The sequence below is a fragment of the Kitasatospora sp. NPDC101176 genome (genome assembly GCF_044768035.1).
GTDB lineage: Bacteria > Actinomycetota > Actinomycetes > Streptomycetales > Streptomycetaceae > Kitasatospora.
The window spans coordinates 196745-221895 of the sequence record NZ_JBIWPA010000008.1 but is presented as its reverse complement, the minus strand read 5'-3'; the positions used below and the strand labels follow the sequence as shown (position 1 = coordinate 221895).

General features: G+C 74.4%; 26 protein-coding genes. 11 read left to right on the top strand and 15 right to left on the bottom strand.

Translation table 11 applies throughout. From position 1 onward, the window contains the following. Positions 1-53: 53 nt before the first annotated feature. Positions 54-440, bottom strand: coding sequence for a hypothetical protein (locus ACIRS1_RS15220; protein WP_402839586.1), 387 nt, complete (start codon positions 438-440; stop codon positions 54-56). 292 nt (positions 441-732) lie between these two features. Here ACIRS1_RS15220 and ACIRS1_RS15215 point away from each other — a divergent pair, with 292 nt between their 5' ends. Then, complete coding sequence (locus ACIRS1_RS15215; protein WP_402839583.1) at positions 733-1467, top strand: hypothetical protein; 735 nt, start codon at positions 733-735, stop codon at positions 1465-1467. A 142-nt stretch (positions 1468-1609) separates the two neighbouring features. Here the strand turns inward: ACIRS1_RS15215 and ACIRS1_RS15210 are convergent, their stop codons facing one another. The 4 genes from ACIRS1_RS15210 to ACIRS1_RS15195 all read right to left on the bottom strand — a co-directional run bounded on the left by ACIRS1_RS15210 (position 1610) and on the right by ACIRS1_RS15195 (position 5410). Next, positions 1610-2830: a glycosyltransferase gene (locus ACIRS1_RS15210; RefSeq protein ID WP_402839580.1), complete on the bottom strand. Its 1221-nt coding sequence runs from the start codon at positions 2828-2830 to the stop codon at positions 1610-1612. A gap of 275 nt (positions 2831-3105) precedes the next feature. Continuing rightward, on the bottom strand, positions 3106-3849 hold the full coding sequence (locus tag ACIRS1_RS15205) for an SDR family NAD(P)-dependent oxidoreductase (RefSeq protein ID WP_402839578.1): 744 nt from the start codon (positions 3847-3849) through the stop codon (positions 3106-3108). Positions 3850-3860: 11 nt separating this feature from the next. Continuing rightward, positions 3861-4382, bottom strand: coding sequence for an SAM-dependent methyltransferase (locus ACIRS1_RS15200; protein ID WP_402839575.1), 522 nt, complete (start codon positions 4380-4382; stop codon positions 3861-3863). A gap of 179 nt (positions 4383-4561) precedes the next feature. Next, positions 4562-5410 carry an ADP-ribosylglycohydrolase family protein gene (locus tag ACIRS1_RS15195; protein ID WP_402839572.1) on the bottom strand — a complete coding sequence of 283 codons (849 nt, stop codon included), beginning with the start codon at positions 5408-5410 and terminating at the stop codon, positions 4562-4564. Positions 5411-5617: 207 nt separating this feature from the next. Between ACIRS1_RS15195 and ACIRS1_RS15190 the strand changes: the two genes are divergently transcribed. Continuing rightward, positions 5618-6040, top strand: a complete 423-nt coding sequence (locus ACIRS1_RS15190; protein WP_402839569.1) for a hypothetical protein — start codon at positions 5618-5620, stop codon at positions 6038-6040. Positions 6041-6143: 103 nt separating this feature from the next. Here the strand turns inward: ACIRS1_RS15190 and ACIRS1_RS15185 are convergent, their stop codons facing one another. Together ACIRS1_RS15185 and ACIRS1_RS15180 are read right to left on the bottom strand one after the other, a co-directional pair. Then, the gene (locus ACIRS1_RS15185) at positions 6144-7022 is read right to left on the bottom strand and encodes a hypothetical protein (RefSeq protein ID WP_402839566.1); all 879 of its coding nucleotides are present in this window, start codon (positions 7020-7022) and stop codon (positions 6144-6146) included. 58 nt (positions 7023-7080) lie between these two features. Next, positions 7081-7752 carry a hypothetical protein gene (locus ACIRS1_RS15180; protein WP_402839563.1) on the bottom strand — a complete coding sequence of 224 codons (672 nt, stop codon included), beginning with the start codon at positions 7750-7752 and terminating at the stop codon, positions 7081-7083. Positions 7753-7896: 144 nt separating this feature from the next. Between ACIRS1_RS15180 and ACIRS1_RS15175 the strand changes: the two genes are divergently transcribed. After that, the gene (locus ACIRS1_RS15175; RefSeq protein ID WP_402839560.1) at positions 7897-8478 is read left to right on the top strand and encodes a hypothetical protein; all 582 of its coding nucleotides are present in this window, start codon (positions 7897-7899) and stop codon (positions 8476-8478) included. Between the two features lie 13 nt (positions 8479-8491). Here the strand turns inward: ACIRS1_RS15175 and ACIRS1_RS15170 are convergent, their stop codons facing one another. The 3 genes from ACIRS1_RS15170 to ACIRS1_RS15160 form a co-directional block, all read right to left on the bottom strand. Next, positions 8492-8824, bottom strand: coding sequence for a hypothetical protein (locus ACIRS1_RS15170; protein WP_402839559.1), 333 nt, complete (start codon positions 8822-8824; stop codon positions 8492-8494). Positions 8825-9069: 245 nt separating this feature from the next. Further along, a complete protein-coding gene (locus ACIRS1_RS15165; protein ID WP_402839557.1) occupies positions 9070-9219 on the bottom strand; it encodes a hypothetical protein in 150 nt (49 codons plus the stop codon). Between the two features lie 129 nt (positions 9220-9348). Beyond that, positions 9349-9945 (bottom strand): nuclear transport factor 2 family protein, encoded by a 597-nt coding sequence (locus tag ACIRS1_RS15160; protein WP_402839555.1) that lies wholly within the window; start codon positions 9943-9945, stop codon positions 9349-9351. A gap of 411 nt (positions 9946-10356) precedes the next feature. Between ACIRS1_RS15160 and ACIRS1_RS15155 the strand changes: the two genes are divergently transcribed. After that, positions 10357-10767, top strand: a complete 411-nt coding sequence (locus ACIRS1_RS15155; protein ID WP_402839552.1) for a squamosa promoter-binding protein 15 — start codon at positions 10357-10359, stop codon at positions 10765-10767. Positions 10768-10979: 212 nt separating this feature from the next. After that, the gene (locus ACIRS1_RS15150; RefSeq protein ID WP_402839549.1) at positions 10980-12224 is read left to right on the top strand and encodes a damage-control phosphatase ARMT1 family protein; all 1245 of its coding nucleotides are present in this window, start codon (positions 10980-10982) and stop codon (positions 12222-12224) included. 271 nt (positions 12225-12495) lie between these two features. Here the strand turns inward: ACIRS1_RS15150 and ACIRS1_RS15145 are convergent, their stop codons facing one another. The 4 genes from ACIRS1_RS15145 to ACIRS1_RS15130 all read right to left on the bottom strand — a co-directional run bounded on the left by ACIRS1_RS15145 (position 12496) and on the right by ACIRS1_RS15130 (position 18833). Next, positions 12496-13869, bottom strand: a complete 1374-nt coding sequence (locus ACIRS1_RS15145; RefSeq protein ID WP_402839548.1) for a M14 family metallopeptidase — start codon at positions 13867-13869, stop codon at positions 12496-12498. A gap of 406 nt (positions 13870-14275) precedes the next feature. After that, positions 14276-16222, bottom strand: a complete 1947-nt coding sequence (gene ftsH, locus ACIRS1_RS15140) for an ATP-dependent zinc metalloprotease FtsH (RefSeq protein WP_402839545.1) — start codon at positions 16220-16222, stop codon at positions 14276-14278. A 281-nt stretch (positions 16223-16503) separates the two neighbouring features. After that, positions 16504-17109, bottom strand: a complete 606-nt coding sequence (locus ACIRS1_RS15135) for a disulfide bond formation protein DsbA (RefSeq protein WP_360215170.1) — start codon at positions 17107-17109, stop codon at positions 16504-16506. Between the two features lie 116 nt (positions 17110-17225). After that, positions 17226-18833: an alpha/beta hydrolase gene (locus ACIRS1_RS15130; RefSeq protein WP_402839541.1), complete on the bottom strand. Its 1608-nt coding sequence runs from the start codon at positions 18831-18833 to the stop codon at positions 17226-17228. A 285-nt stretch (positions 18834-19118) separates the two neighbouring features. Between ACIRS1_RS15130 and ACIRS1_RS15125 the strand changes: the two genes are divergently transcribed. From ACIRS1_RS15125 to ACIRS1_RS15110, 4 genes are all read left to right on the top strand, one after another. Further along, the gene (locus tag ACIRS1_RS15125; RefSeq protein WP_402839539.1) at positions 19119-19970 is read left to right on the top strand and encodes an NUDIX domain-containing protein; all 852 of its coding nucleotides are present in this window, start codon (positions 19119-19121) and stop codon (positions 19968-19970) included. 114 nt (positions 19971-20084) lie between these two features. Further along, positions 20085-20465 carry a PadR family transcriptional regulator gene (locus tag ACIRS1_RS15120; RefSeq protein ID WP_360215161.1) on the top strand — a complete coding sequence of 127 codons (381 nt, stop codon included), beginning with the start codon at positions 20085-20087 and terminating at the stop codon, positions 20463-20465. Then, positions 20462-21064, top strand: a complete 603-nt coding sequence (locus tag ACIRS1_RS15115; protein ID WP_402839537.1) for an HAAS signaling domain-containing protein — start codon at positions 20462-20464, stop codon at positions 21062-21064. Before ACIRS1_RS15120 ends, ACIRS1_RS15115 begins: the two co-directional genes overlap by 4 nt. Positions 21065-21604: 540 nt before the next feature. Further along, a complete protein-coding gene (locus ACIRS1_RS15110) occupies positions 21605-22450 on the top strand; it encodes an Ig-like domain repeat protein (protein ID WP_402839535.1) in 846 nt (281 codons plus the stop codon). A gap of 97 nt (positions 22451-22547) precedes the next feature. Here the strand turns inward: ACIRS1_RS15110 and ACIRS1_RS15105 are convergent, their stop codons facing one another. Beyond that, positions 22548-23261, bottom strand: a complete 714-nt coding sequence (locus tag ACIRS1_RS15105; RefSeq protein WP_402839533.1) for a DUF5995 family protein — start codon at positions 23259-23261, stop codon at positions 22548-22550. 209 nt (positions 23262-23470) lie between these two features. On the opposite strand from ACIRS1_RS15105, the gene ACIRS1_RS15100 reads away from it, so the two are divergent. Beyond that, entirely contained in the window at positions 23471-24151 is a 681-nt protein-coding gene (locus tag ACIRS1_RS15100) for a TetR family transcriptional regulator (RefSeq protein WP_402839531.1), read from the top strand. Further along, positions 24148-25062 carry an SDR family oxidoreductase gene (locus tag ACIRS1_RS15095; protein WP_402839530.1) on the top strand — a complete coding sequence of 305 codons (915 nt, stop codon included), beginning with the start codon at positions 24148-24150 and terminating at the stop codon, positions 25060-25062. Before ACIRS1_RS15100 ends, ACIRS1_RS15095 begins: the two co-directional genes overlap by 4 nt. The last annotated feature ends 89 nt before the right edge of the window (positions 25063-25151 follow it).

The following is a 25151-nucleotide window of genomic DNA, read 5'->3' as shown; positions in this document are numbered from 1 at the left end:
TCGGCCGTGCCGCCGTGGGGCGCGGCCTCGCCCCCACGGCGGCACCCGGGGGATCAGCAGAGCGGGATCGGCACCGTCAGCACGAAGGCGTGCGGGTCCGGGTTGGCCGGGGCCTGGTAGGTGAGCGTGACCGGGATGCTCGTCCCGGGGCTCGCGGCCGGGTCGACCCGGAGCGCGAAGCCCCGGTTGTACCGGGACCAGGTGTTGTTGACCGGGTCGTCACAGGTCGCCGTCGTGCCGTCCGCCGAGATCACGCACGGGTTGGAACTCGGCGCGGTGTCCAGCCAGGTGGAGCCGGGCGGCAGCTGTGCCACCACCCGGCCGCGCCACGGGTAGCCGGTGGAGGGGCCCAGGTTGCGCTCCAGCACCTCGAAGTCGGCCGGGTCGCCGGGCGCCGCCGGCTTCGGGGGCCGCCACATCTCCAGCACGCCGTTCGTCACCGGCGCCGAGGTGGCGAAGCACCAGGCGTCGTCGTTCGGTCACGAAGCTACGCCGCCCGGCGCCTGCCGCCCTGCTGGGTTGCTCCGCCCGGCGTCGGCCGCGGCCGGCCGCCGGGGAGGGCGCGGGCGTCCGGTGTCGCGGAAACGATTCCGCACGCCGGTCACAGCCCTCCCGCGCCCGGACGTGGCGTCACCCCTTCGGCCCCCTCGACACGGTAGTGTCCGCTGGCGCGGTCGGCGGCGTCACCCGTCCGCCCGCCGCCCGTCCGACCGCACCGACCTGGAGGAACCCGTGCCGGCTCCCGCCCGTGCCGCCCTGGCCATAGCCGCGGCCGCCCTGATAGCCGCAGCCACCGGCTGCTCGCCCGGCGGCGGCCACACCGCCAGGCCGGCGGGCCGCAGCACCGCCGCCGCACCCGCCGGCGACGCCGCCGACCCCAACGCCGGAGCGGTTCCCGCACCCGCCGCCGTCGTCACCGGAGCCGGCCCGAAAAGCTCCTACGACGTCCAGCCGCAGCCCGCGCCGGGCAGCTGCAAGTACCGCTACACGGCCGACAAGCAGCCGCTGCCCGACCCGAACTGCACCCCCGGCGCGATCAGCCCGGCCGTCAACCAGGGCAACCTCAACGACACCATCTGCAAGACCGGCGGCTACACCTCGACGATCCGCCCGCCGTCCAACATCACCGGCAAGGAGAAGGCCGAGAACGCCAAGTCCTACGGCTACAGCGGCCCGATGGGCGACGCCGAGTACGACCACCTGATCAGCCTGCAGCTCGGCGGCGACCCCAACGACCCGCGCAACCTCTGGGTCCAGCCGCCCTCCCCCGACCACGTGCCGGGCAAGGGCCCCAACAACCCCAAGGACTCGGTGGAGACCCACCTGCACACCGCGATCTGCAAGGGCCAGACCACCCTCGCCGCCGCCCAGCAGGCCATCGCCACCGACTGGACCACGGCCGAGGTCAAGCTCGGCATCAAGTCCGGCGGGGCGCCGACCGTGGCCCCCGACGCCGACGGGGACTGACGGCGACGGGGGCTGACGGCGACGGGGACTGGCGGCGAGCGGGCCCGGTCCCCGGGGCGCCAGGGGGTGGCCCGGGCACCCGGAACCCGGCCTCAGCGGCCCTGAGCGGCTCTCAGCAGCCCTCAGTGGCCCCCGGAGACCTTCAGTGACCCTCAGCAGCCAGGGAGTCCACCAGCTCGGCGATGGCGTCGAACGGCCGGTACTCCGCGAGCTCCGCGCCCAGCGCCCGGGCCCGCTCGCGGAACCGGCCCCGCCCGAGCACCTCGTCGACCGCCCGCCCCACCGCGGCCGGATCCGGGCGACCGGTGCGCAGGTCCACCCCCACACCCGCCCACTGCACCCGGGCCGCCACCTCCGGCTTGTCCTCGCTCGCCCCCGCCACCACCAGCGGCACCCCGTGCCGCAGCGCGGTGTGCACCCCGCCGTAACCACCGTTGCTGACCAGCACGTCCGCCTGCGGCAGCAACCGCTCGAACGGGACGTACCCGGCGGCGCGCACGTTGCCCGGCAGCTCCCCGCCCAGCAGATCCACCAGCGCCGCCGGCCCCTCCGGGCGGCCGGTGACGGCCACCACCAGGACGTCGCGGTCCGCCAGCGCGGTGACGGTCGGCACCACCAGCTCCCCCAGGTCGGCGTTGGCCAGCGTCCCCTGCGTCACCACCACCACCGGCCGCCCGTCGGACAGCTCGTCCCACCACGACGGCAGCGGCTGCGCCTCCCCGTCGACCCCGGGCAGCGCCCCGATCAGCCGGAACGACGCCGGGGCGTCACTGCGCGGGTACTCGAAACCCGGCACGGTCAGCTGGAGGTAGTGGTCCGGCACCGTCACCATCGCCAACCCGCGCGGCCCCTCCGGCATCCGCACCCCCAGGCCCGCGTACACCTTCGCGGCGTACTCCCGCAGGGGCTCGCCGCGCCGCTCCGACTCCGCCAGCAGCGCCCGGTTGCGGGCCCGGCCCTCCTCCCCCGGCATCGGCGGCAGCGCGTAGCCGAACGGCGCGGTGTCCACGCTCGGCAGCATCACCGGCGACACCCCGATCCCGATCAGCGCCGGACGCTCGGCCCGCGGCCGGCTCGACGCCAGCGCCAGCGCGCCCTGCACGAACGCGTCGGCGATCACCGTATCGGCCGGGAAGTCTGCCAGCAGCGCCAGCAGCGTCCGGTACTGCGCCGGAATCGGGTCCAGGAAGACGTGCCGCACGTCGAAGCCGATCCGCTCCGGCCCGGGCGGCAGCGCCGACCGGCCCGGGAACGACGCGTCCAGGTCCCGGTCGTCGAAGTCCGCCTCGGCGGGCAGCGCGGCGAACCGCACCCCGGCCCGGCGCGCCGCCCCGGCGAACCGGGAGCCCCCGAGGAACACCACCTCGTGCCCTCGGGCGGCGAGGTCGGCGGAGACGGCCAGCAGCGGGCCGGTGTGGCCGTGTGCGGGCAGGGCGGTGGTGATGATCCTGGACAGCGGGGACTCCTCGGGTCGGTCGTCGGCGGTCGGTGGTCGTGCGTCGGTCGTCGGTGGTCGTGCGGCAGCCGTGCGTCGGTCGTGCGTCGGCGGACGGACCCACGGTAGGCAGGGCCGGTTGACGTCCGATGAACGCGCCGCGCGGCGGCGCGGCCCGCGGTGCCGCGACGCCCGGGCACCCCTCAGCGGCCGAGCACCGCACCGCCGTTCAACCCGATCACCTGCCCGGTGAGGTACCCGGCGGACGGCGAGGCGAGGAAGCCGACCGCCTCCGCCACGTCGGCGGGCGTACCGGCCCGACCGACCAGCGTGTCGGCGACCTTCCCGGCGTGGAACTCCTCGCTCCAGCCGGCACCGAAGATCTCGGTGTCCGCCACGTAACCCGGCGCGAGCACGTTCACCGTGACACCGTCCGGGCCCAACTGCCGCGCCAGCCCGAACGCCCAGCCGTGCAGCGCCGCCTTCGCCGCCGCGTACGAACCGGCCGAGTGCGGGCCCGCACCGCCGCGCTGCGCCGCCGCCGAACTGATCACCACCAACCGGCCACCGGGCCGGCGCAGCCTCCCCTGCAACGCGGTCGTCAGCAGCACGGCGGTGAGCAGGTTGGCGTCCAGGTCCTTGCGCCAGGCGTCGGCGAGGGCCGCCAGGCCGTCCCCGGCGGGCGGGGTGACGATGGCGCCCGCGTTGTTCACCAGCACGTCCACCGGGCCGAGCACGGCGATCCGGGCGGCCGCGGCCTCGACCGCCTCCGGGTCCGTCAGGTCCGCCGGCACCGGGACGATCCGGCCCGGGCCGACGGTCTCCTCGATCCGCGCCCGGGCCTCCTCCAGCACCGCCTCCCGGCGGCCGAGGATCACCACCCGGTTCCCGTCGGCGGCCAGGCGGGCGGCGATCGCCCGGCCGATCCCGGTCCCCCCGCCGGACACCACCGCGAGCCTCACCGGGCGGACCCGGAGGTCTCGGTGGGCTGAGCGGGCTCGGCGGACTCGGTCTCGTAGTACTCCTTCATCAGCTCCACCGACCACTCCGCCTGCCGGACCTCGCCCCGCGGCCCGAACTCCGCCAGGTACGGCTTGATGTCGAGCACCGGCGTACCGGCCACCGCGTCCAGCCCGGTCACGTGGAGCTCCAGACCGTCGACGCGGACCAGCTCGCACCGCGAGACGCCCAACCGGTTCGGGCGGTTCTTGCCGCGCTGCGCGAAGATGCCGACCAGCGGCCAGTCCGGGTTGCCGCGCGGGCGCCGGGCCCCGGACTCCACCTCGTCCTCCGGGACGCGGTCGAAGTGGTAGACCACCTCCAGGTGCGAGAAGTCCGCCAGCCCGTACAGCGCCTCCTCGCCGAACCGCTCGCCGTCCAGCCGGATCACCGCACCGACACTCCCCCAGCCGTCGTCCCGCACCTCCTCCCGCCCGCCGACCACCCACGCCACCGGACGGACCGTCACCTCGACTGCCACCTGGCCCCCCTCATTCGCTCTCGAACCGCTGCCACCGTACGGTAGCCCCGCCCACCACCGACCCGGCCACCGGGTCCGGCGGGCCCCGGAAGGCCACGAGGTCAGGACGCTCGGGGCCGTCGGGCCGGTGGATCGGTGGGACGTCGGGCCCTTGCCCCTCAGGTCGTCGGCCCGTCCCGTCAGACCGGGCGGCCCGGCCAGGCCGCCAACCGCGCGGCCAGGTCCACCAGATCACCCACCCTCAGCACCCGCCCACCGGATCCGGGCAGCGGTACGTGCAGTGGCTCCGTCCAGCGCGCAGGAATCGCCGTCAGGCCGTACCTGGCCCCGGCCAGGGCCCCGGTGACGGCGGCCACCGTGTCGGTGTCGCCGCCGAGATCGACGGCGGCGCGGAGCGCCTCCTCGAACCCGCCGGTGGTGCGCAGCACCCACACCGCCGAACCGAGGCACGGCCAGACCGCCCCGTTCGCCTCGGTGGCCCGGTCTGGGTGCCAGTCCGGCGCCAGAACGGCGGCGTAGCGGTCGCGGTGCTCGGCGTCGACGTGAGCCAGGGCGTCGGGGACGGCGGCGAGCGGATCGGCCCCGCCGAGGGCGAGGCGGACCAGCTCGTGGAAGATCGCCGTCCCCTCCCAGGCCGCCCGGTCCCCGTGGGTGAGGGCGGCGATCCGGCGGGCGGCGTCCATGGTGGCCGACCGTCCGGCGCCGGCGAACGCGACGGCCGACGTCGAGGCGCGCATCAGCGAACCGTTTCCGGCCGCCCGCAGCGTCGAGTTGAAGTGGACGGCGGCCGCGAGGTCCCACGGCATGCCGTTGGTCAGCACGTCCTCCGTCTGGATGCCGATGTCCTTGGGCTCGGCGGCGGCCCAGCGCCGGAACCGTTCGAAGACGTCCGGGAGGTCCAACTCCCCCCGGTCGAGGAGCGATTCGGCGACCAGCACGGCCATCTGCGTGTCGTCGATCGCCTCACCCCGCTCCCAGCCGCCGCCATGGCCGCCCGTGCCGGACCTCCCGGTCCGCGCTGTGGCCAAGAGCACCCAGGACAACGCGAAGGTCTCAGGTCTTCCGCCGTCTGCTGCCCGCCGCTGTCGAAGGCGGCGACGACCTGGCCGCCTTCGCGTCCCGGCCTCGGCCCGGTGTTGCCCGAACCCCGTGCCGTGTTCATGCCGTTGGTGTCATAGTCGGACGCTATGTGGACAACGCTTGCGCCGCTCATCGGCGTCCTACTCGGCGGACTCATGTCGATGCTGGCCCAGCGCTCGGCAGGACGCGCCTTGGAACGCGGCGAGGCGCGCCGCAGTGTTCGTGAACTTGCCGAGGCGCGCCGCAACGAGCGTCTCACTCACCTCATCGAATTTCTGTCTGCGGTGCAGGAGGCAGAACGAGTCGCGGTGGATCGGCATCACCACGACCTGGCTGACGAGCAGTGGCAGGCCCGGGCAAAGCAGGTCCTTGACAGGGTGTGGGTGATGCAGAAGACGATCCACGTACTGTGCCCGTCCGAGGTCAGCGAAGCGGCACGCAGCCTCGCGTTCGCACTACAGGACCTGATCAGAAAGGGCCCCCAAGACCCGGGAGAGCCACAGGACGAGAAGGTCTGGGCACACATACATCCGAGCCGACAGGCATTCCTTGATCTCGTGCGCGACCAGCTGAGTTGAACCCCGGGGAGGGATTCGGCAGCTGCCGTGAGCGGCCCGGGACAACGCCCGCGCCCGACTCCTCGGCTTCACCTCACCGCAACGGGTGGACGGCGGCACACCGTTATCGGCCCGCCCCGTCCGGCCGGGTGCCGAGGGCCCGGGCGAGCCGGTCGGCCGTCTCACCCGACACACCCGACGCGCCGCTGTGCGCGGCGTGTCGCGGGCTCGCCGGGGCGTCGCACCGGAGGACGTGGTCGGCAGGCCCCCCGGCCACCCGTCTCCACCACGACGGCCCGCGCCGGCCGCGGTCTGCGGACGCCGGCGACTCCCAGCGGGCGGCCGGCCAGACCGGGCGGTCCAGCAGGAAGCGCGCGGCAGCAGGCGCGTCCGCCGCCGCCACACCGGCCGCGGTGAGGGCCGCCCCGATCGACCCGACCGCCCCCTGCGGGGTCTCGGCGTCACCGACCACCGGGAGCAGCAGGAGCAGCCGCGCGTGCGGGTCGTGGACCCCCGGGGCCGCGCGGTCCGGCGTCCGGGCCAGGTGTGCGGCCTCCCGCCAGGACAGCCCCGGGCCCCGCTGGTGCTCCGGCGTCCCGAGGCGCCGTGCGACGTACCGGTCGACGTCCGCCAGCTGCACCGAACGTCCGCCCCAGCCAGGGTGGTGGATCCGGAACTCCGTCCCCCAGTCCGTGGGGAGCTCCACGCTCGTCACGGCCACGCGGTGACCGCCTCCGAACGGCGCCAGGAACTCGGACTCGCCCCTCAGGTGCGCGTCCCAGGCCGCTTCGGCGTCGACGGCGTCCACCCCGAACCAGCGCGCCAGGCGCCGGCCGTCCTGATCGTCCAGCGCCCACATCCGCATCAGGTAGGCGGCCCAGAAGGCCGGACGGATCAGCCTCCCGTCCGGGCTGCCCTCGGCCTCCCCCGGCCCCGGCCGGTGGCCACCCTGGTCGCCCTGGTCGCCCTCGTCGCCCTGGTCACGCGTGTAGTCGCTCGGCACCGGCACAGCCTGCCATCCGCGTCCGCACCCCCGCACGCCACCCCGGCAGCCGGGCGGGTCAGTCCTCCAGCACGGTGTACCCCAGCGCGCGGGCCTGCTCGGCGACGGCCTCGAAGCGCGCCACGGACGACAGCGTCGCCACCAGCCCCCGGCCGACCGCCCCGCCGGCCAGCACCGCGGCCACCGCCTCCCGGTCCACCTCCCGCTCGTAGTAGTGCTCGGCGAACGCGGCGTACGCCTCCGGGCCCTCCCCGGTGAGCAGCCCGAACGGCCAGTCGGAGCCGTCCGACTCGCCGTCGGCGAACTCCACCGGACCGCACCGCCACGCCGGGGCGGCCGCCTCCCTCCAGACGCACGCGGTGGCGTCGAAGAACCCCTCGAACTGGGACTCCGGGGCCTGCGCGTACGGCGCGAGCGACGTGGGCAGCCCGTCCAGCAGGCCGGGCCAGTGCGCGCGCTGCTCCGCCCGCCACGGGGTGGCGTCGCTCTCGTGGTCGAAACCGTGGAGGAACACCCCGGCCGGAGCGAAGACCACCGCGTAGTCGTCCCCGGAACCGTTGTCCATGAGGGCCAGGTCGACGCCCGGGCGCCAGTCCGTGACGAAGGTGTGTGCCGGGGCGTACGGAGCCGACAGGATCGAGTCGAGCAGTGCCACCGCCCGGCAGCGGGCCCGCAGCTCACGGGGGTCGGGGAGGTCGGGGAGGTCGGCCAGCAGGTCGTGAACGGTCATGCCCCACACCCGACAGCACGCCACCGACACTCCCGGCCGGGCCGCCCGTGCGGCCGTACGCCGCTACGCCGGTGCGCCGGCGCACCCGCACGACTGTCAGACCCGGGTGGCAGCATCCCCCCTACGACGAGGAAAGGAACGACGGTGAGCTTCCTGGGGATGTGGTGCCTGCTGCCCATGACGGCCGACGCCGTCGCGCAGTACGCGCCGCCGCTGCGACCGGCCGTCGACGCCGAGGCCGCCCTGCCCGGGTCGCGGGAGCTCCTCGCGTGGTGGCGCGAGGCGGGAAGCACCGAGGAATCACGGCACCACCTCGTCGAGTCCGCCGCGCCGTCCGCACTGGACGACCGGATCTGCCTCGTCTACGAGGCCTGGGAACGCGGGAGCGACGACTCGCTGCCCCGCCTGACCGTCTCGGCCCGCAACTCCTACCCGGCGGCCGCCCTGGCGCACGCCCTCGGCCCCACCCGGTTCGCGCTCCTCCCCGGCTGGTTCGGCGACCTCGTCCTCACCCCCGAGGAGGTCCGGCAGACCCTCCCCGCCGTCGAACAGGCCTTCACCTGGGACGCCCCCGCGCGCCACCACGCCGAACGGCTCCTCACCACCGCCCTCCGCGACGAGGCGACCCGGGCCGACCTCGACACCCTCCTGGACGGCGTCCCACCCGTCTGGCGCGCCGCCGCCGACACCGGCCGGGGCCTCCTCGGCGCCCACTTCCTGCCCTGAGCCGCCGCCCGGGTCAGTCCACGTCCGACGGGTGCTGCGCGCGGCTCGCCCGCAGGAAGGACTCCAGCCGGTCCCGCTCCGTGTCGAGGTTGCTCAGAGTCTCGTAGGCGTGCTCCCGGGCGATGCCCGACGGATGGGTGACGAGTTCCCGGTAGAGGATCCAGACGCCTCCCCGGATCAGCTCCTCGCACTCCTCCTGCTGCACGGTGTCCCCCGCGCCGAAGGCCAGGAGAAGACCCAGCAGGGCGGTGCGGGCCACCGGCGTGGTGACGGCCGGATCGGCCAGCGCCGCGAGGACGACGGCGGTGGCCGCGGGAGCCGGGCCCATCAGGCTCGACTGGATCATGACGTGACCGTCGATCTCCGCCGGCGTCGCCTCCCCCGGCGTACGCGCGGTGATCAACCGGAGCAACGCACCCGGCAGATGAGCCGCCGATCGCCCGCACCCGCAGGAGAGCGCGCCCCAGTCGTACCGGTCGATCTCCATACGAACCACCCGCATTCCGGGCGCCTCCGCCATCCCACCCACCCCCGTCCCGGCCCCGCTCCCCGATCCCGATCCCCCCGACCCTACGGGTGCGCCTCCACGCACTACCGCCGCGCCCCGCTCTCGGTCACGATGTCGACGGCGACCCGGAGCGGCGTCTCCGCTCTCCCGAGCAGCTCCCGGGTGATCGCCATCGCCTCGATGACGGTCGCACCACGCTCGACCAGGAGCGCCCTGAACGGCCCCCATCCCATCGCCCTCGAGAACCGGCCGGGCCTCCTCGACCAACGCGTTTTACCGCGCCGCCCGCTGCACGGGAAGTCGACCCGGCCGACTTCCCGTGCGTCGGCGGACGGGCCGTGGCTCCACCGCTGGTCGGGAGTTCAGAGGCCGGCCGCCACTCCACCCGGCCGCCACCGCGAGCGCGCACCGGCCACTGGGGCCGCCCGGCGGTGCGCGATCTGACCAGCGGGCGGGGTCCAGTCGGCGGGGAGGCCGGACTGGGCGAGGACGGTGGAGAGGCTGTAGCGGTCGCGGTCGGCGGTGATCCTGCAGTGGCTCCCGTCGAGTTCGAGGAGGGTGGTCATCGGCACGGCGAACGGCGTCGGTGCGCCCTTGAGGTGGCCCGCGTAGACGGCGTCGACGGTGATGCGGTCGCCGTTGCGGTGAGCGGCCCGCACGGTGACGTGGACGCCGTCGATCATGCCGTCCGCGCGGGCCTTCCACCCGGAGATCTCCTGGCGGCCGTGGAAGGTGACGCCCACGCCCTCGTCGGAGTAGGTGCCGTCGACGGTGAACAGGGCGCCCAGCGCCCGTGGGTCGGTGCCGTTCCAGGCCCGGGCCCAGTCGTTGACGATTCTCGACGGACGCCGGCCGGCGTCCTCCACGGCCTGCGCGGTGGTGGCGGCCGAGACAGCGGTGGCACAGAGGGCCGCGACGGCGACCAATGTGCTCACGGCGTGGGGCGGACGGGACGTCATGGTGCTGCTCCTTCGGGCGGGGCCGGGCGGTCGTGCAGTGCGGAGGTGCGGAGATGGCGCGTCAGGCGACCGGACCGGAACGGCCCGTCGGGACTCGGCGCACCTCCCGTCCGTCCGGGTGCGTGTGTGCGACGTTCATGGAGCACAGCCTCACGTCAGGCGCTGTCCACTTCCCAGGCCTGCGGGGAACGGCGACCGTCCGGCACTGCCCGCACCTGTCCATCCGCTTCACCCGCTTCACCCGCTTCACCCGGAGCCGCGACGCACGGGACTACGGCTGCCGTTGCTCCCCATGCGTCTGAGGGACCGAGGGGCACAGCCACGCTGCCTGGACCGTGGAGGGAGGCATCCGGCCGGAACGAACGGAGAAATCCGCTGACCGGGCGAACGTCCGCCCACTTGAATCAGGGTGTGAGTCACGTTGCCAACATCATGATCTCGGTGGATCCGGACGACCGGAGGGCCGTCGAGGAGCTGAGCCAGTGGTTGCAAACGTACGCCCCACGCCGCGGCTCCGGCCCTGACGGGGCCGGCTGGGTCGGTTCGCTCAGCGCGACCACCGGCGGCAACACGCACTGGGGCGGGGGCACGTACCCGGAATGCGACGTCTACGCCGGGGCGCTCAACCACGCGGACCTGACCGGGCTGGTGACCCGTGTCGAGAGCGCCGCATGGGAGCACCCCGAGGTCGTCCAGCTCTTCGTGATGGATCAGCACCAGGCCTACTTCCGCGTCTGGATGTTCTTCGGGCCGGAGCCGGCAGATCGCGCCCGAAGGCCGCGAGGACGTGGTCCAGTCGGGCGAGTCCCGCTCCTGACCTGACGCTCCCTGTCGACATCCCGGCCCCCTACGGCGCCCGTGGGCCCGACGGCCTCCCCGCCCGCAGTACTGTCGGACCGGCCCGCCCTTCCCCGGTCCGCCGTCCGTCGCCTCCCCGCTCCGGCAGCGTCCTGGGTCCGGCAACGTCCCCGGTCCGGCAGCGCCCTGGGTCGGCGACCGGCCGCCCGGCGATGACGAGAGAAACGAGCAGCACCGTGTCGAACGCGCCCGTGATCCGCAGCGACGTCCCCGGGTCGTTCGCCTGGGGCGTCTTCCATGAGCGGCACCCGGTGCTCCTCCGGCAGGTCCTCGACGCGCTGCCGTACGGGCCCGCCGAGCGGGCGGCGGTCGGGCGGCTGCTCGCGGAGAGCACCACCGGTGTCCTGGAGCCGCCGGGCACGGACAGCCCGGACGCCGGGCAGTGGGTGGAGTGGGGCCGGGGCCTGTGGGGCAAGCCGTGGGGTGAGGCGCCGTTCCTGTGGGCGGAGAGCTACTTCTACCACCGCCTGCTCGACGCCACCGGCTACTTCCGGCCCGGTGCCTGGCAGGGCGTCGACCCGTTCGCGCCCTTCAAGGCCGACGAGCTGGCCGGGGCGGCGGTCGACGACGAGCTGGCCTCCCTCGACGTCCTGGACGGCCTGCCGCAGAGCCGACGGGCGGACGCCCTGCTGTCGTCCGCCCTGTGGGGCAACCGCGCGGACCTGAGCTTCCGCATCACCGCCGAGCCGGAGGGTCCGCCTGCGCCCGACGGCCCGCGTGCGCCCGACGGTCCGGTTTCGGCCACCGGCCGGGCCGCATCCGGCCTGCTCGCCGACGACAGCGCGCAGCTCTGGGCCACGCTCGCGCGGGCCGGGGGCGGGCGGGTCTGCGTCGTCGCGGACAACGCGGGCCGGGAGCTCCTCCCGGACCTCGTCCTGATCGACCACCTCCTGACCCGCGGCCTGGCGGCGCAGGTCGCCCTGTACGTCAAGCCGCAGCCGTACTTCGTGTCGGACGCGACGACGGCCGACGTCCTCGCCGCGCTCGGCCGCCTCCGCACCGCCCCCTCACCGGCCGCCGCGGCGGTCGGCGGGCGACTGTGGCGAGCCATGGGCGACGGAACGCTCGCCGTCCGCACGCACCCGTTCTTCTGCGCCCCGCTGCCGTACCACGACATGCCCGACGACCTGCGGGCCGAGTTCACCGGCGCGGCCCTGACCGTCCTCAAGGGAGACCTCAACTACCGCCGCCTCGTCGGCGACCGGCTCTGGCCGCCGACCACCCCGTTCGCCGACACGACACGCCACTTCCCCTCCGCCGTGGCGGCACTGCGCACCCTCAAGTCGGACGTGATCGTCGGCCTCGACGACACCCGTGTCACCCGACTCGACGACACCGCCACCCCGTGGCGCACCAACGGCCGCCACGCCGTCATCCAATTCGCCCCCGCCCGCGACCGCACCGCCGACGCCGAGGGTTGACGACGACGGCGGCGAGCCCGGTCAGACCGGAGCGCGCACCGATGACGCGGGCCGTGCCGTGCGCTCCCTCCGGCCACGCGTCGCGGGCCGCAGCGGTACAGCGGACGACACAGCCCGGCAGCCGACCCTGCCATCGGGCCCGACTGAGCTGCAGCGGCCGGGCCTCCGCCGCCGGCGCTTCTCGCGCGCCGGCGGCGGAGGCCTCGACTCTTCGTGAGCGTCGGCCCGTTCGGCGAGGAAGGGCCGGGCACCCGCTCCGAGGTGGGCGCGGTCAGGCCGGGGTACCGCAGTACTGCTGCTGCTTGCCGATCACGCGGTAGACGCAGTCGGCGGTCTCCACCAGGCGCAGGACCGCCTCGCGGTTGCGGCTGGTTTCGCGGCCGATCACCTCGTCGGGCGGGTAGAAGCCGCTGCTGCCGTTGGGGCCGGGGTACATCTCGAAGGTGTAGGCGAAGACGCGTTGGGCGCCCCAGAGCCAGTCGTCGATCGCGCCGTCGGTGATGTAGAGGTCGCTGGACTGCTCGGGCGTGTAGCCGTTGGTGGCGGCCATGCTGCGACCGAGGGTGGCGAAGGTGTTGTACTCGTCGGCGGTCATGCCGGGCACCGTCTCGGCGGTGGTCCAGCCGAACGGCCAGAGCACCAGTTCGCTGTAGGTGTGGAAGTCGATGGCCGCGGTGATCTGCTGCTTGCCGCCGACGATCCGGCTGCGGACGAAGTCGGCGACGACCTTGGTCTCCCGGGCGGACTCCGGGGCGCTGCCCCGGTAGGTCTCGCTGGAGGTGGAGCCGGAGGAGCCGCCGCAGCAGCCCCACTTGTAGTTCCAGTTGCGGTTGAGGTCGGTGCCGACGCTGTTGCTGCCGGGGTTCGGCTGACGGTCCTTGCGCCAGCTGCGGTAGCGGCCGGTGGCGATGTCGTACTCGCCGCCGTCCGGGTTGAGGTCGGGGATCACCCAGATCTCGCGGCTGTTGACGGCGTCGGCGATCCGGCTGTCGGTGGCGTACTTGTCGCCGAACTCGTGCAGCAGGTACAGCGCCATCTCGACGGTGAGGTGCTCGCGGGCGTGCTGGTGGGCGGTGAACAGCACCTCGGGCTCGTTCTCGTCGGTGCCGACGTTGTCGCTGATCTTCACCGCGACGATCGGCCGCCCCTCGTACGAGGTGCCGATGACGCGCTTGCTCATGATGTCCGGGTGTGCGGCGACCACGGCGTCGATGTCGGCGGTGGCCTCGGCGTAGTTGTGGTATCCGGAGTCGGCCTGCGGGAAGTCGTTCACCCCGCTCAGGCTCCCGACGCCGGGCCCGTCGCCCTGCCCGGTGCCCGGCTCGGCGCCGTAGCGGGGGCCGGGCAGCGCGACCGGGGACCAGCCGAGCGCCCGCAGCCGCTCGGCCTCGGCGGGGGTGGCGGTGACCACCACCGCGTCGGGCAGCACGGCGTCGACGGAAGCACCGGTGGCGGCGACGGCGGTGCGTTCGGCGACGCTGCGGGGGCCGTCGAGCCGGTACTGCCGGGCGGCGTCGACGGGCGCGGACGAGGGAGCGGGGAGGCGGTCGGGGGAGGCCGCCCGGGCGGTGATCGGTGTGGCGAGGGCGAGGGCCAGCAGCACGGCGGTGGCCGCAGCGGGCTTCCCTCGGCGGGGCAGTCGCATGACTGTCCTCCTGTGGGGGTCCGTGGGGGCGGAACGGTGGAGGAGGTGAGGCGCGCGCCAGCATGATGGTCCGCCAGTGTCATGGGTTCGTCAAGACACCGGGAAGGAAAGGAAAAGCCCCCCGAACACCCCCAACCCGACGGCGCCCAAACCAGCCGCCACGCCAACCGGGCCGGCGCGCAGCATGATGGAACCGGGGGACGGCACCAAGCCCCAACTCGCCTACGTGGTACGGGACTCAAGCGCCGGGAGGCCGGTCGCCCAGGCCGCCCACCCATGCCTGCGGGTCAGCCGCCCCCGCGCATCGGTGATCCGCACCCCGGCGGTCCTCCCCGCACACAGGGATTCAGTGCCGGGGGCGCAGGATGCGGGACTGCATCAGGTCAGACCAGGCTGGGCGTGGGGGTCAGGGGGCGGGGGTGGGGTGGGTGAGGAGGGCGAGGACGACGGAGCCGTCGACGGTCTCCTGGGCGACGAGGAGGGCGGCGAGTTCGTCGAGGTGGTGGCGGTGTTCGCGGAGGAGGTCGACGGCGTGCTTTTCGGCGCGGCGCAGGAGGCGGGCGACGGCTTCGTCGACGGCGCGCTGGGTCTGTTCGGAGTAGGGGCGGCGGAGCAGGTCCTCCGGGGTGTCGCCGAGGAACTGCGGGGCGCCGGAGGAGTAGCCGACGGGGCCGAGTTCCAGGGAGAGGCCGAACTCGCGGACCATCCGGGTGGCGACGCCGGTGGCGTTGGCGAGGTCGTTGGCGGCGCCGGTGGAGCCTTCGCCGAAGACGACCAGTTCGGCGGCCCGCCCGCCGAGTTGGACGGTGAGCAGGTCGGTCAGGTAGCTCTCGCTGTACAGGTGGCGTTCGGCTTCGGGGAGTTGCTCGGTGGCGCCGAGGGCGACGCCGGCCGGGATGATGGTGACCTTGGCGACCGGGTCGGCGTGTTCGCAGAGCGCGGCCATCAGGGCGTGCCCGGACTCGTGGACGGCGACGGCGTGCCGCTCCTCGGGCAGCAGGGCGTTGGAGGAGTCGCGGCGGCCGAGCAGGACGCGGTCGCGGGCGGCGTCGAGGTCGGCGGCGGTGAGGGTGGCGCGGTCGGCGCGGACGGCGTTGATGGCGGCCTCGTTGAGGAGGTTGGCGAGGTCGGCGCCGGAGAAGCCCGGGGTGCCGCGGGCGATCCGGTCGAGGTCGGCATCGGGGGCGAGGGTCTTGCCGCGCACGTGGACGGCGAGGATGGCGGCCCGTTCGGCCTGGTTGGGCAACGGGACGGTGACCTGGCGGTCGAAGCGCCCGGGGCGCAGCAGGGCGGGGTCGAGGGCGTCGGGGCGGTTGGTGGCGGCGATGACGACGATGCCGGTGCTCTGGTCGAAGCCGTCCATCTCGGCGAGCAGCTGGTTGAGGGTCTGCTCGCGTTCGTCGTTGCCGCCGAGCCGGGTGCCGCCGGCGCGGCGGCCGCCGACGGCGTCGATCTCGTCGATGAAGATGATGGACGGTGCGCGGTTGCGGGCCTCGTCGAAGAGGTCGCGGACGCGGGAGGCGCCGACGCCGACGAACATCTCGACGAAGCCGGAGCCGGTGACGGAGAGGAACGGCACCTCGGCCTCGCCGGCGACGGCGCGGGCGAGCAGGGTCTTGCCGGTGCCGGGCGGACCGACCATGATCACCCCGCGCGGGCCCTTGGCGCCGGCGGCGGCGTACCGGTCCGGGCTGCGCAGGAAGTCGACGACCTCGCTGACCTCCTGTTTCACACCCTCGTACCCGGCGACGTCGGCGAAGCCGGTGGCGGGCCGCTCGGCCTCGATGATCTTGGCGCGGGAGCGGCCGATGGCGCTCAGGCCTCCGCCGAGCGCACGGGTGGCCATCCGGCCGGACCAGAGGAAGAGTCCGCCGAAGATCAGCAGCGGCAGGAACAGCAGCAGGGTGGACCAGATCGAGCCGCCCCCGCTGCGGGTGGCGGTGACGTCGACGTGCTGGTCGGCGAGTGCCCGGCTGAGCTGGGAGGTGTCCAGGGCGGTCGGGATCTGGCTGGTGAAGTGCGTACCGTCCTTGAGGCTGCCCGCGACGCCGCCGGTGTTGTTGACGTTCACGGTCCGGACCTGTCCGGCGTCGACCCGGTTGAGGAGGTCGGTGTAGCCGTAGCGGGTGCCGGTCGGACCGGGGCTCGCGAACAGCACCAGCAGGAGCAGGGCGACCAGGACGGCGACGGGCAGCAGCCAGCGGCGCGCCGACGGCGGGGGCGGTTTGCCCGGCGGCGGGCGGCCCGGGGTGGGCTTGCGGGGAGGGTCCGGGCCGGCGCCCGACCCCCAGCCGCGGTGTGGCGGCGGGGTGGCCGGGTGTCGGTCGGCGCGCGACCGTCCTCGCACGATCATCCGTCGCTCACCGCCTCTCGGCACCTCCGGGCCCACCCCTCCATGGTGGGGCCGGATGCGCCCGGACGGGAGTCCTGGGGGCGACGAGCGGGCCGGGGCGGGCGGGCCGGGGCAGCCCGGGCGGGAGGCGGCGGGCCGGGAGGCGGCGGACGGCGGTCGGCGGTCGGCGGAAGGAGGCCGAAGGACCCCGGAGACCGGCGGAAGGAGGCCGGGAGGACGCCGAGGACGCCGAGGACGCCGAGGACGCCGAGGGCGGCGGCGCAGGGCCCCGGGCGAACGCCTCAGGAGAAGTCGAGCGAGCCCGTCCGGGTGCGCTTGAGCTCGAAGAACTTCGGGTAGCCGGCCAGCAGCCGCACGCCCTCGAAGACCCGGACGGCGTCCTCGCCGCGCGGGATCGCGGTCAGCACCGGGCCGAAGAACGCGACGCCGTCCACGTGGATGGTCGGCGTGCCGACCTCCTCGCCGACCGGGTCCATGCCCTCGTGGTGGCTCTTGCGCAGCGCGATGTCGTGGGCGGTGCTGTCCGCGGCGTCGGCGAGCTGCTCGGGCAGTCCGGCCGCGACCAGGGCCTCCCGGATGACGTCGGCGTCGGCCTCCCGGTCCTGGTCGTGCAGGCGGGTGCCGAGTTCGGTGTAGAGGTCGCGCAGCACGTGCTCGCCGTGCTGCTCCGCGGCGGCGATGCAGACCCGGACGGGGCCCCAGCCGGTGGTCATCAGGCGCTGGTACCGCTCGGGCAGGTCGGTGCGGCCCTCGTTGAGGACGGACAGGCTCATCACCCGGAAGTTGAGGTCGAGTTCGCGGTGGCGCTCGACCTCCAGGATCCACCGGGAGGTGATCCAGGCGAACGGGCAGATCGGATCGAAGTAGAAGTCGACTTTGGTGGTCACGCCGGAGAGACTAACCGTCCGAGTGGACCGGTATCCAGGGCCAATCGATATTCGATGGAGTGGGCCACTCGCCCGCTGCCGGTCGCCCCGCCGGCTGCGGACGGGCTCCCGCCGGGTCAGCTGCAGGTGGTGCCGTCGGCCGGGACCGTGCCGTCCAGCAGGTAGCCGTCCACGATCTTCTTCAGGCAGGGGTTGCCGGTGTTGTAGCCGCCGTGGCCCTCGCCCTGCAGGGTGACGGTGACGCCGACGCCGGGGCCGAGCTGCTGGGCCATCGCCCGGGCGCCCTCCACCGGGGTGGCCGGGTCACCGGTGGTGCCGACCACCAGGATCGGGGCCGCGCCGGCGGCGGACACCTCCGGATGGTCGGTCCTGCCCGCCACCGGCCAGCCGGTGCAGCTGGTCAGCCCCCAGGCGGTGAAGGCGCCGAACACCGGTGAGGCGCTGTCGAACTGCGGCAGCTGCTGCTGGACGTCCTGGTCGGAGTAGCGCTGTCGGGAGTCCACGCAGGAGATGGCCCGGTTCGCGGACATCAGGGTGCTGTAGTGGCCCTGCGGGTCCCGGCCGAGGAGCGCGTCGGCCAGCTGGAGCAGCGTGTCGCCGGTGCCCTGTTGGGTGGCCTCGGTGAGGCCGGCGGCCAGCGCGGGCCAGGTCTCCTGGCTGTACAGGGCGGCGGCGATGCCGGTGAGGGCCAGGCTCTCGGTGAGTCGGCGGCCGCTCGCCGTGGGCAGCGGGGACTGCTCCAGCTTCTTCAGCAGGGCGGTGATCGTCGCGGTGCCCTCGGCGCCGCCGCCACCGGTCGGGCAGGCCGGTGCCTGGCTCGCGCAGGCCTTCATGAAGTCGTCGAGGGCGAGTTGGAAGCCCTGGGCCTGGCCGAGCGCGGACTGCTGGGGGTCCTGGGTCGGATCGACCACGGAGTCCAGCACCATGCGGCCGACCTGGTGCGGGAACAGGTGCGCGTAGACGCCGCCGAGCTCGGTGCCGTAACTGATACCGACGTAGGAGAGCTTCTCGTCGCCGAGCGCCTGCCGCATCAGGTCGAGGTCGCGGGCGGCGCTCTCGGTGTCCACGTAGGGCAGCACCGGGCCGGAGTTGTGCTCGCAGGCGGCCGTGACCTGTGCGTTGCTGTCGTCCAGGGCCTTGACCGCCTCGGGGCCGCTCGGCGTGCTGTCGACGGCCGCACTGGCGTCCGTCGCCTGGTCGTCCAGGCAGTGCACCCCGGCACTCTCACCGACTCCGCGCGGGTCGAAACTCACCAGGTCGTAGCGGGAGTTGAGGGAGTCGTAGGTGGCCGCGAAGGCCGGCAGGGTGGCCACGCCAGAAGCGCCGGGTCCGCCGAAGTTGAACAGCAGCGAGCCGATCCGGTGCTGCGCGTCCTTGGCCGGGGTCCGGATCAGCGCCAGGTCGATGGTGCGGCCGCCCGGGTCGGCGTGGTCCAGCGGGACCTTGAGGGTGGCGCACTGCCAGTCGCCGGCGGGAGCCGTCCCGGCGCCCTGGGCGGTACTGGGTGCGGCACAGGCGTGCCAGTCGAGGTTCCGGGCGGACGGCCCGCCGCTCGTGGTCGCCGCGGCCGCCATGGCCGCCCGGTCGGCCGGGGAGGCGGGGGAGGCCGGGGAGGTCGGCGCCGGCTCTGCGGTGGACCGGCCGTCGTCCTGGCAGCCGACGGCACCGGTGAACAGCAGCGCTGCCAGGCCGACCGCTCCGGCCCCGCGAACGACGGTCTGCATGGTGCGGTCCACCTCTCGGGTTGACGGGCGCGCTCCGGCGCACGGCCGCGCGGCGTATGCCCCGGCGCCCGGCATGGTCGACGCATCACCGACCCTAGGGGCGGCGGGGCGGCCGTGCCCGCCGGAAGCCCCGGACGGGGGGCGTGCGCCGGACCGGCCGCCACCGGCCGTCCGGGTGAAGGAGCGATCCGCCCTCCGGGTGAGGGTTCAAGCCGCCCGTCAGGTGGCAGCCTCAACCGCCGGCCGCCCGCGCCGGGCGGCGGCCCCGTCTGCAGGGAGGGCGACTTGAGCACCGACTTCACGAGCTTCGACTCCACCGGTTCCGACTCCGGTTCCGGTTCCGGCCCCAGCTCCAGCGAGTCCGGTTCCGCCTCCGCCTCCGCGTCCGCGAGGACGAGCGCGGGCCCGGCCGACGACGACTACGACAGCGTGGACGTCTTCATCACCAACAGCCGGCACGAGGTCCTGCTCCAACTGCGCGACGACAGGCCGGACATCTGCTGGCCCGCGTACTGGGTCGTCCCCGGTGGCCACCGCGAACCGGGCGAGACGCCGTACCTGACCGCCGTCCGCGAGCTGCGCGAGGAGACCGGCCTGGACGTGCCCGGCCTGCTGCCCTTCGACCCCGTGCCGTACGAGGGCGCGACCACCGGCCCGTACCGCTTCTTCCACGCCGTGGTGGACGTCGACCCGGCCGACCTGGTCCTTGGCGAAGGCCGGGAACTGCGGTTCGTCCCGATCGCCGAGGCCCGCGGAATGAAGGTGCCGCCGGCGGTCCTGGACTACCTGCGCCAGCTGGAGGGCCACCTGCGCACCGGCAGGCCCCGGGTCTGGGCCGTGATCGACGAGATCCACCGCCACCTCTCCGACCACCGGGCGGCGATCGGGCAGCCGCTGCTGCCGCTCCAGGTGGTGAAGATCCAAGAGGAGGCCGGGGAGGTCGCCGAGGCCCTGCTCGGCGTGCTCGGCGCCAACCCGCGCAAGGGCGTCAGCCACACGGTGGCCGACCTGCAGGGCGAGCTGTGCGACGTGATCACGGCCGCCATGGTCGCGTTGCGCGAGACCACCCCGGACGCCGCCTCCGTCCTGGCCGCCCACCTGGCCGCCTGGCGCCCGGGGCCGCGCGCACGGGCCTGACCCGGCGGGGATGCCGCGGCGCGGGCGACGGTCAGCGGTCGACGGCTTCGGGATCCGCCGGCCGTCGCCCGTCGTCCGTCGCACTATCTTGCTTCGCCTGCTATCTTGCATTGCATGGTACCTGGCATCGCACAGCACGAGGGCGCCGGCGACCCGGCCGACGGGCCGGTGGCGACGCAGCTACGCAAGGGCGTGCTGGAGTACTGCGTCCTCGCCCTGCTGCGGGACGGCCCCCGCTACGGGGTGGAGCTGCTCCAGGAACTCGGCCGGTTCCCGATGCTGGCGACCAGCCAGGGCACCATCTACCCCCTGCTGTCCCGGCTGCGCCGCGCCGGGCTCGCCGACACCTTCCTGCGCGACTCGGCCAGCGGCCCGTCCCGCCGGTACTACACCCTGACCGATGCGGGCCGCAGCGCACTGGCGGAGTTCACCGCCCTGTGGCCGGCCTTCCGCGAAACCGTCGACCACGTCCTGACCCCGGGAGAGAACCCGTGAACGAGCCGATCGAGCACCCCCTGGTCCGCGCCCACCTGGACGCGGTCGCCCGCTACACCGCCCCGCTCCCCGAGGAGCGCCGCCGCGAGCTGCTGGCGGACCTGCGCGAGCACGTCGAGATCACCCTCGCCGAGTGCGACCCCGCCGACGAGGCCGCCGTCCGACGGGTCCTGGAGCAGCTGGGCAGCCCGCGGGCGATCGCCGACGCCGCGCTCGACGAGGAGGGCCGGGCGCGGCCCGAACCGGAGAGCGCCGGCCGCACCACCCGCACCCTGATCCTCGCCGTGCTCCCGATGCCGCTGGTGCTGATCCCCGCCCTCGGGCCGCCGCTCGCACTGGCCGCCGCGGTCATCGCCGCGACCCGGGTGTGGCGCTCCCCCCAGTGGACCCGCCGGGAGAAGCGGCAGGCGGCCCTGCTCCTGCTCTCGCCCGCCCTGATCACCCCGCTGGCCGCCGCCGTGCTGGCCGTCTCCGGCCCCGGTCTGACGCCGGTCGGCGTCCTCCTCGCCTGCGCCGCGGGCTTCTGCCCCACCCTGGTGGCGGCCTTCCGGCTGGCCCGTTCGGCCTCCCGCCTGCGCACGGCCGCGCTGACGGCCTGACGATCTGATGGCCTGACAGCCAGGCCGGAGGCAGGCCCCCCCGGGCCCCGCACGACGAGGAGCCCGACGCGCCCGCACAAGGCGCCGGCTGCGGTTCGGGCCTCGGCCGCGGTACGGGCACCGACCGGTCCTGACGAGCCGCGAAGCAGCCCGCCGGCCGACGGCCGGTCCGCGCAGTCATCCGCCCACGACCAGCGCGAGTCCACCCATGCCGACGCACACCGGGCCCACGGCCTGCGGCTTCCTGCCGTACGCCGCCCAGTGAGTTCGCATACGGCCCAGTGTGATGGTGTGCGGCATGCCGCAATCGGGGCACACGGGCCGTCCGGTCGTCACGCTGTGCCTTTCGATCGCGCTCCGGGCCAGGGACACCACCGCTGTACCGATCGCGTGATCCAGCACCCCGAAGCCCCACTTCAAGCCAGCACGTCGGGAGACGGCAGTGATCGGACACCACGCCCCCGGACATCCCGTCGTCGAAGGAGAAGCAGGCGTCCGCGCTCGTGCACGGTGGTGGCAGGCCGGGATCGTGACAGGGATGTGCGTGGCCCTGGCCCCGGTGCCGCCGGCGGCACCGGGGCGACCCGCGCGGGAGGGAACGGGGGCGACGGCGGGACGACGCCGGACGCCACCGCCGGTACCGCGGGAAGCGCCACCGGCCCCGGGGCTTCGCCGGGCCAGGGCGGTGGCGGCGGCAGCACCAGCACGACCACCGGTGGTCCCGGTGGGACCACCGGCAGCGTTCTGCTCTGCGGCGTCACAACGGGTGGGCCGGGAGGCGGGTTCGTCGGCGACACGGTCGGCACCGGCGGCACCGGCGGTTCCATCGGCGGCGGCTGCGCCGCCACCGCCACCGGTGCCGGGGACGGTGGAGGCGGCGGGTACTTCGCCGGCGGGGGCGGCGGCAGCGGTGCCGTCAACAACACCGGCACCGCGGCGAGCGGCGGCGGAGGCGGTGGCGGGAGCAGCTTCGCGACCCCGTCGGGCACCGGGACGTCCTATGCGGCCTCCACGATCGGAACGGCGAACCACAACGGCCAGGTGATCATCAGCTACACCGTGGGCGAGCCGATCACCACGACCATGACGGCGATGCCCCAGCGCACCCGGATCGGCTCGCCGGTCGTGCTCAACGACATCGTCTGCCCCCGCGGGGCCTCCACGACCAGGCCCACCGGAACCGTCACGTTCACCGACACCACCACCGGGACGACCCTCGGCACGGGGCGCCCGTTCGTCTCCCTCGGCAGGTGCGCCGCCGGCGGGACGGTCACCGCCTTCCGCACCGTCGGCACCCACACCATCACCGCCGTCTACAGCGGCGACTCGGTGTACCAGGACAACAGCGCCACCCCCGAGACCATCACCGTGACGGTGAATCCCTGATCGGAACGCCGTAGCGGCGGACCGGACGGTCCGCCGCACGACGCGGCGGCCGCTCCCCGCCCACCGGGGAACGGCCGCCGCTCCACGCGCGCCGGGGCTACTCGGCCGGCGGCGGGACGACGGGGACGAGGATCCCGTGACTGGTGGTCCGCACCCCCTGGGCCATGAGGGCGAGCTGGCCGTTGTAGGCGAACGGGAGGCCCCGCACGGCCCACAGACCGTTCGCCGCGCCCCAGGCGACGTCGCGGGCCGCCCTGATGCTGAAGCCGCTGACGGCGTGCTTGAGCGCCTCGGCGGGCGCGGTGGCGATCCGGACCAGCCGGCCCTCGAACTCGGCCCGGACCTCGGCCTCGACGCTCGCCAGCAGGTCGTTGACCTTCTCGTAGTCCCGGTGGACCGGCGGGCGCTCGGGCGCGGTGCCGCGTTCCTTGCAGGTCTCGACCACGCTGATCGCGAGGTCGTGGTCGATGTGCGCGTTCATCCCCGCGAGGGCGAACTGAATCGGCCAGACGACCCGGTTGCCGCGCATCCGGAAGAGCGGCTCCCAGGCCGGGTCGACCGGCTTCCCGGCCTTCGCGGCGTCGACGTTCGCGAGGTAGAGCCCGGCGAACAGGACGTCCATGCGCTCCATGAACGGGTTGTCCTCGAAGCCGCCGGCGGCGACCTTCTCCTTGACCAGTTTGGTCACTTTCAGATACATGCGGTTGAAGCAGGCCACGCCGTCGCGGGGGTCGAGTTCGGCGTCGACCTGCTCCATCCTGGCGATCACCGCATCGATGGTGGTGGGGAGTTGGGTGGACTGGGTGGTCATGGTCGGCCTTCCGTGGGGCGGGTCAGCTCAGCGGATACGGTACGACCTGTCCGGCCGCTTTGACTACGGAGCGTGTCGAAACCGCCCACAAGGTAGTACGCGGAGCAACGGACGCGCGGCGCGACCCGCCGCACCGGGCGTTGCCCTCGCCGCATCCCATCCCGTATTAATAAATGAACAGTAATTTATAAATAGGATGGGAGTGCACCATGGCCGGACGCCCCCGGGGTGTCGAGGACGCCGTGCTGCTGCGGCACACCGCCGAGGTGATGGGGCGGGTCGGCCCCGCCGGACTGACGCTCGCCGCCGTGGCACGGGCCGCCGGTGTGGCGCCGGCGACGCTGGTGCAGCGCTTCGGGTCGAAGCGCGGACTGCTGCTGGCGCTGGCCCGCGCCTCGGCGGACGCGGCGGACGCGCGGTACGAACGGCTGCGCGCCGCGCACGCCTCACCGCTCGCCGCGCTGCTCGCGCTGGCCGAGGAGGAGACCGCGCCCCTGGCCAGCCCCGAGAGCTTCGCCAACCACCTCGCCTTCCTCGGGATGGACCTCGCCGACCCGGAGCTGCACGCCCACGCCCTGACCGTGCACCGCGCCCAGGGGCGGGCCGTCGCCCGACTGCTGGAGGCGGCCTCGGCCCTCGGCGAACTCCGCCCCTCCGCCGACCCGGCACGCCTCGCCCGCTCGGTGCAGACGGTCGTCGCCGGAACGGGACTGACCTGGGCCCTGGACCGCGAGGGGACGCTGCCGGACCGGCTGCGCACCGAGCTCACCGACCTGCTCGCGCCCCACCTCGCCGCGGACCTCGCCCCGCACCCGCACGTCCCCGCCGGCACGGGCCCCACCGGCACCGGCACGATCCGGACCACGACCACGACGTCGGAGGAATCATGAGCACCGCCCCCAAGCCGCTGTCCGGCAAGGTCGCCCTGGTCGCGGGCGGCACCCGCGGCGGCGGCCGCGGCATCGCCGTCGAGCTGGGCGCCGCCGGCGCCACCGTGTACGTCACCGGCCGCAGCAGCCGGACGGCCGGCACCACCGGCCTGGACCGCCCGGAGACCGTCGAGGAGACCGCCGACCGGATCACCGCGGCCGGCGGGACGGCGATCCCGGCCCCCACCGACCACAGCGACCCGTCGGCCGTCCGGGCCCTGGTCGAGCGGATCTCCACCGAGCAGGACGGACGGCTGGACGTCCTGGTCAACTGCGTCTGGGGCGGCGATCCGCTCGTCGACTGGGAACACCCGCTCTGGGAGCAGGATCTGGACACCGGCCTGCGGCTGCTGCGCCAGGCCGTCGAGACCCACGTGATCACCAGCCGGTACGCCCTGCCGCTGCTGGTCGCCCGGCGCAGCGGCCTGGTCGTCGAGGTCACCGACGGCAACACCGCGCGCTACCGGGGCTCGTTCTTCTACGACCTCGCCAAGTCCGCGGTGATCCGGCTGGCCTTCGCCCAGGCCGCCGAGCTGCGGCCGCACGGCGTCGCCGCCGTCGCCCTGACCCCCGGCTTCCTGCGCTCCGAGGCCGTCCTGGACCACTTCGGCGTCACCGAGGAGACCTGGCGCGAAGCCGCCGCCCAGGACCCGGACTTCGCCTACTCGGAGAGCCCCGCCTACCTCGGCCGGGCGGTCGCCGCCCTCGCCGCCGACCCGGAGGTGATGGCGAAGAGCGGCCGGGCGCTGGCCACCTGGGGGCTCTACCAGGAGTACGGCTTCACCGACGCGGACGGCACCCGGCCCGACTTCGCGGCGCACTGGGCCGAGGCCCTGGTCGACACCTACGGCCCGCTGGGCGACCCGCTGTGACCGGGGACGGCCGGCGGGACGCGACGTCGGGCACCTGATGCCGGGGCGCGAGGGCGGGACGTGACGCCGGGGACGCGACGGGAACGGAC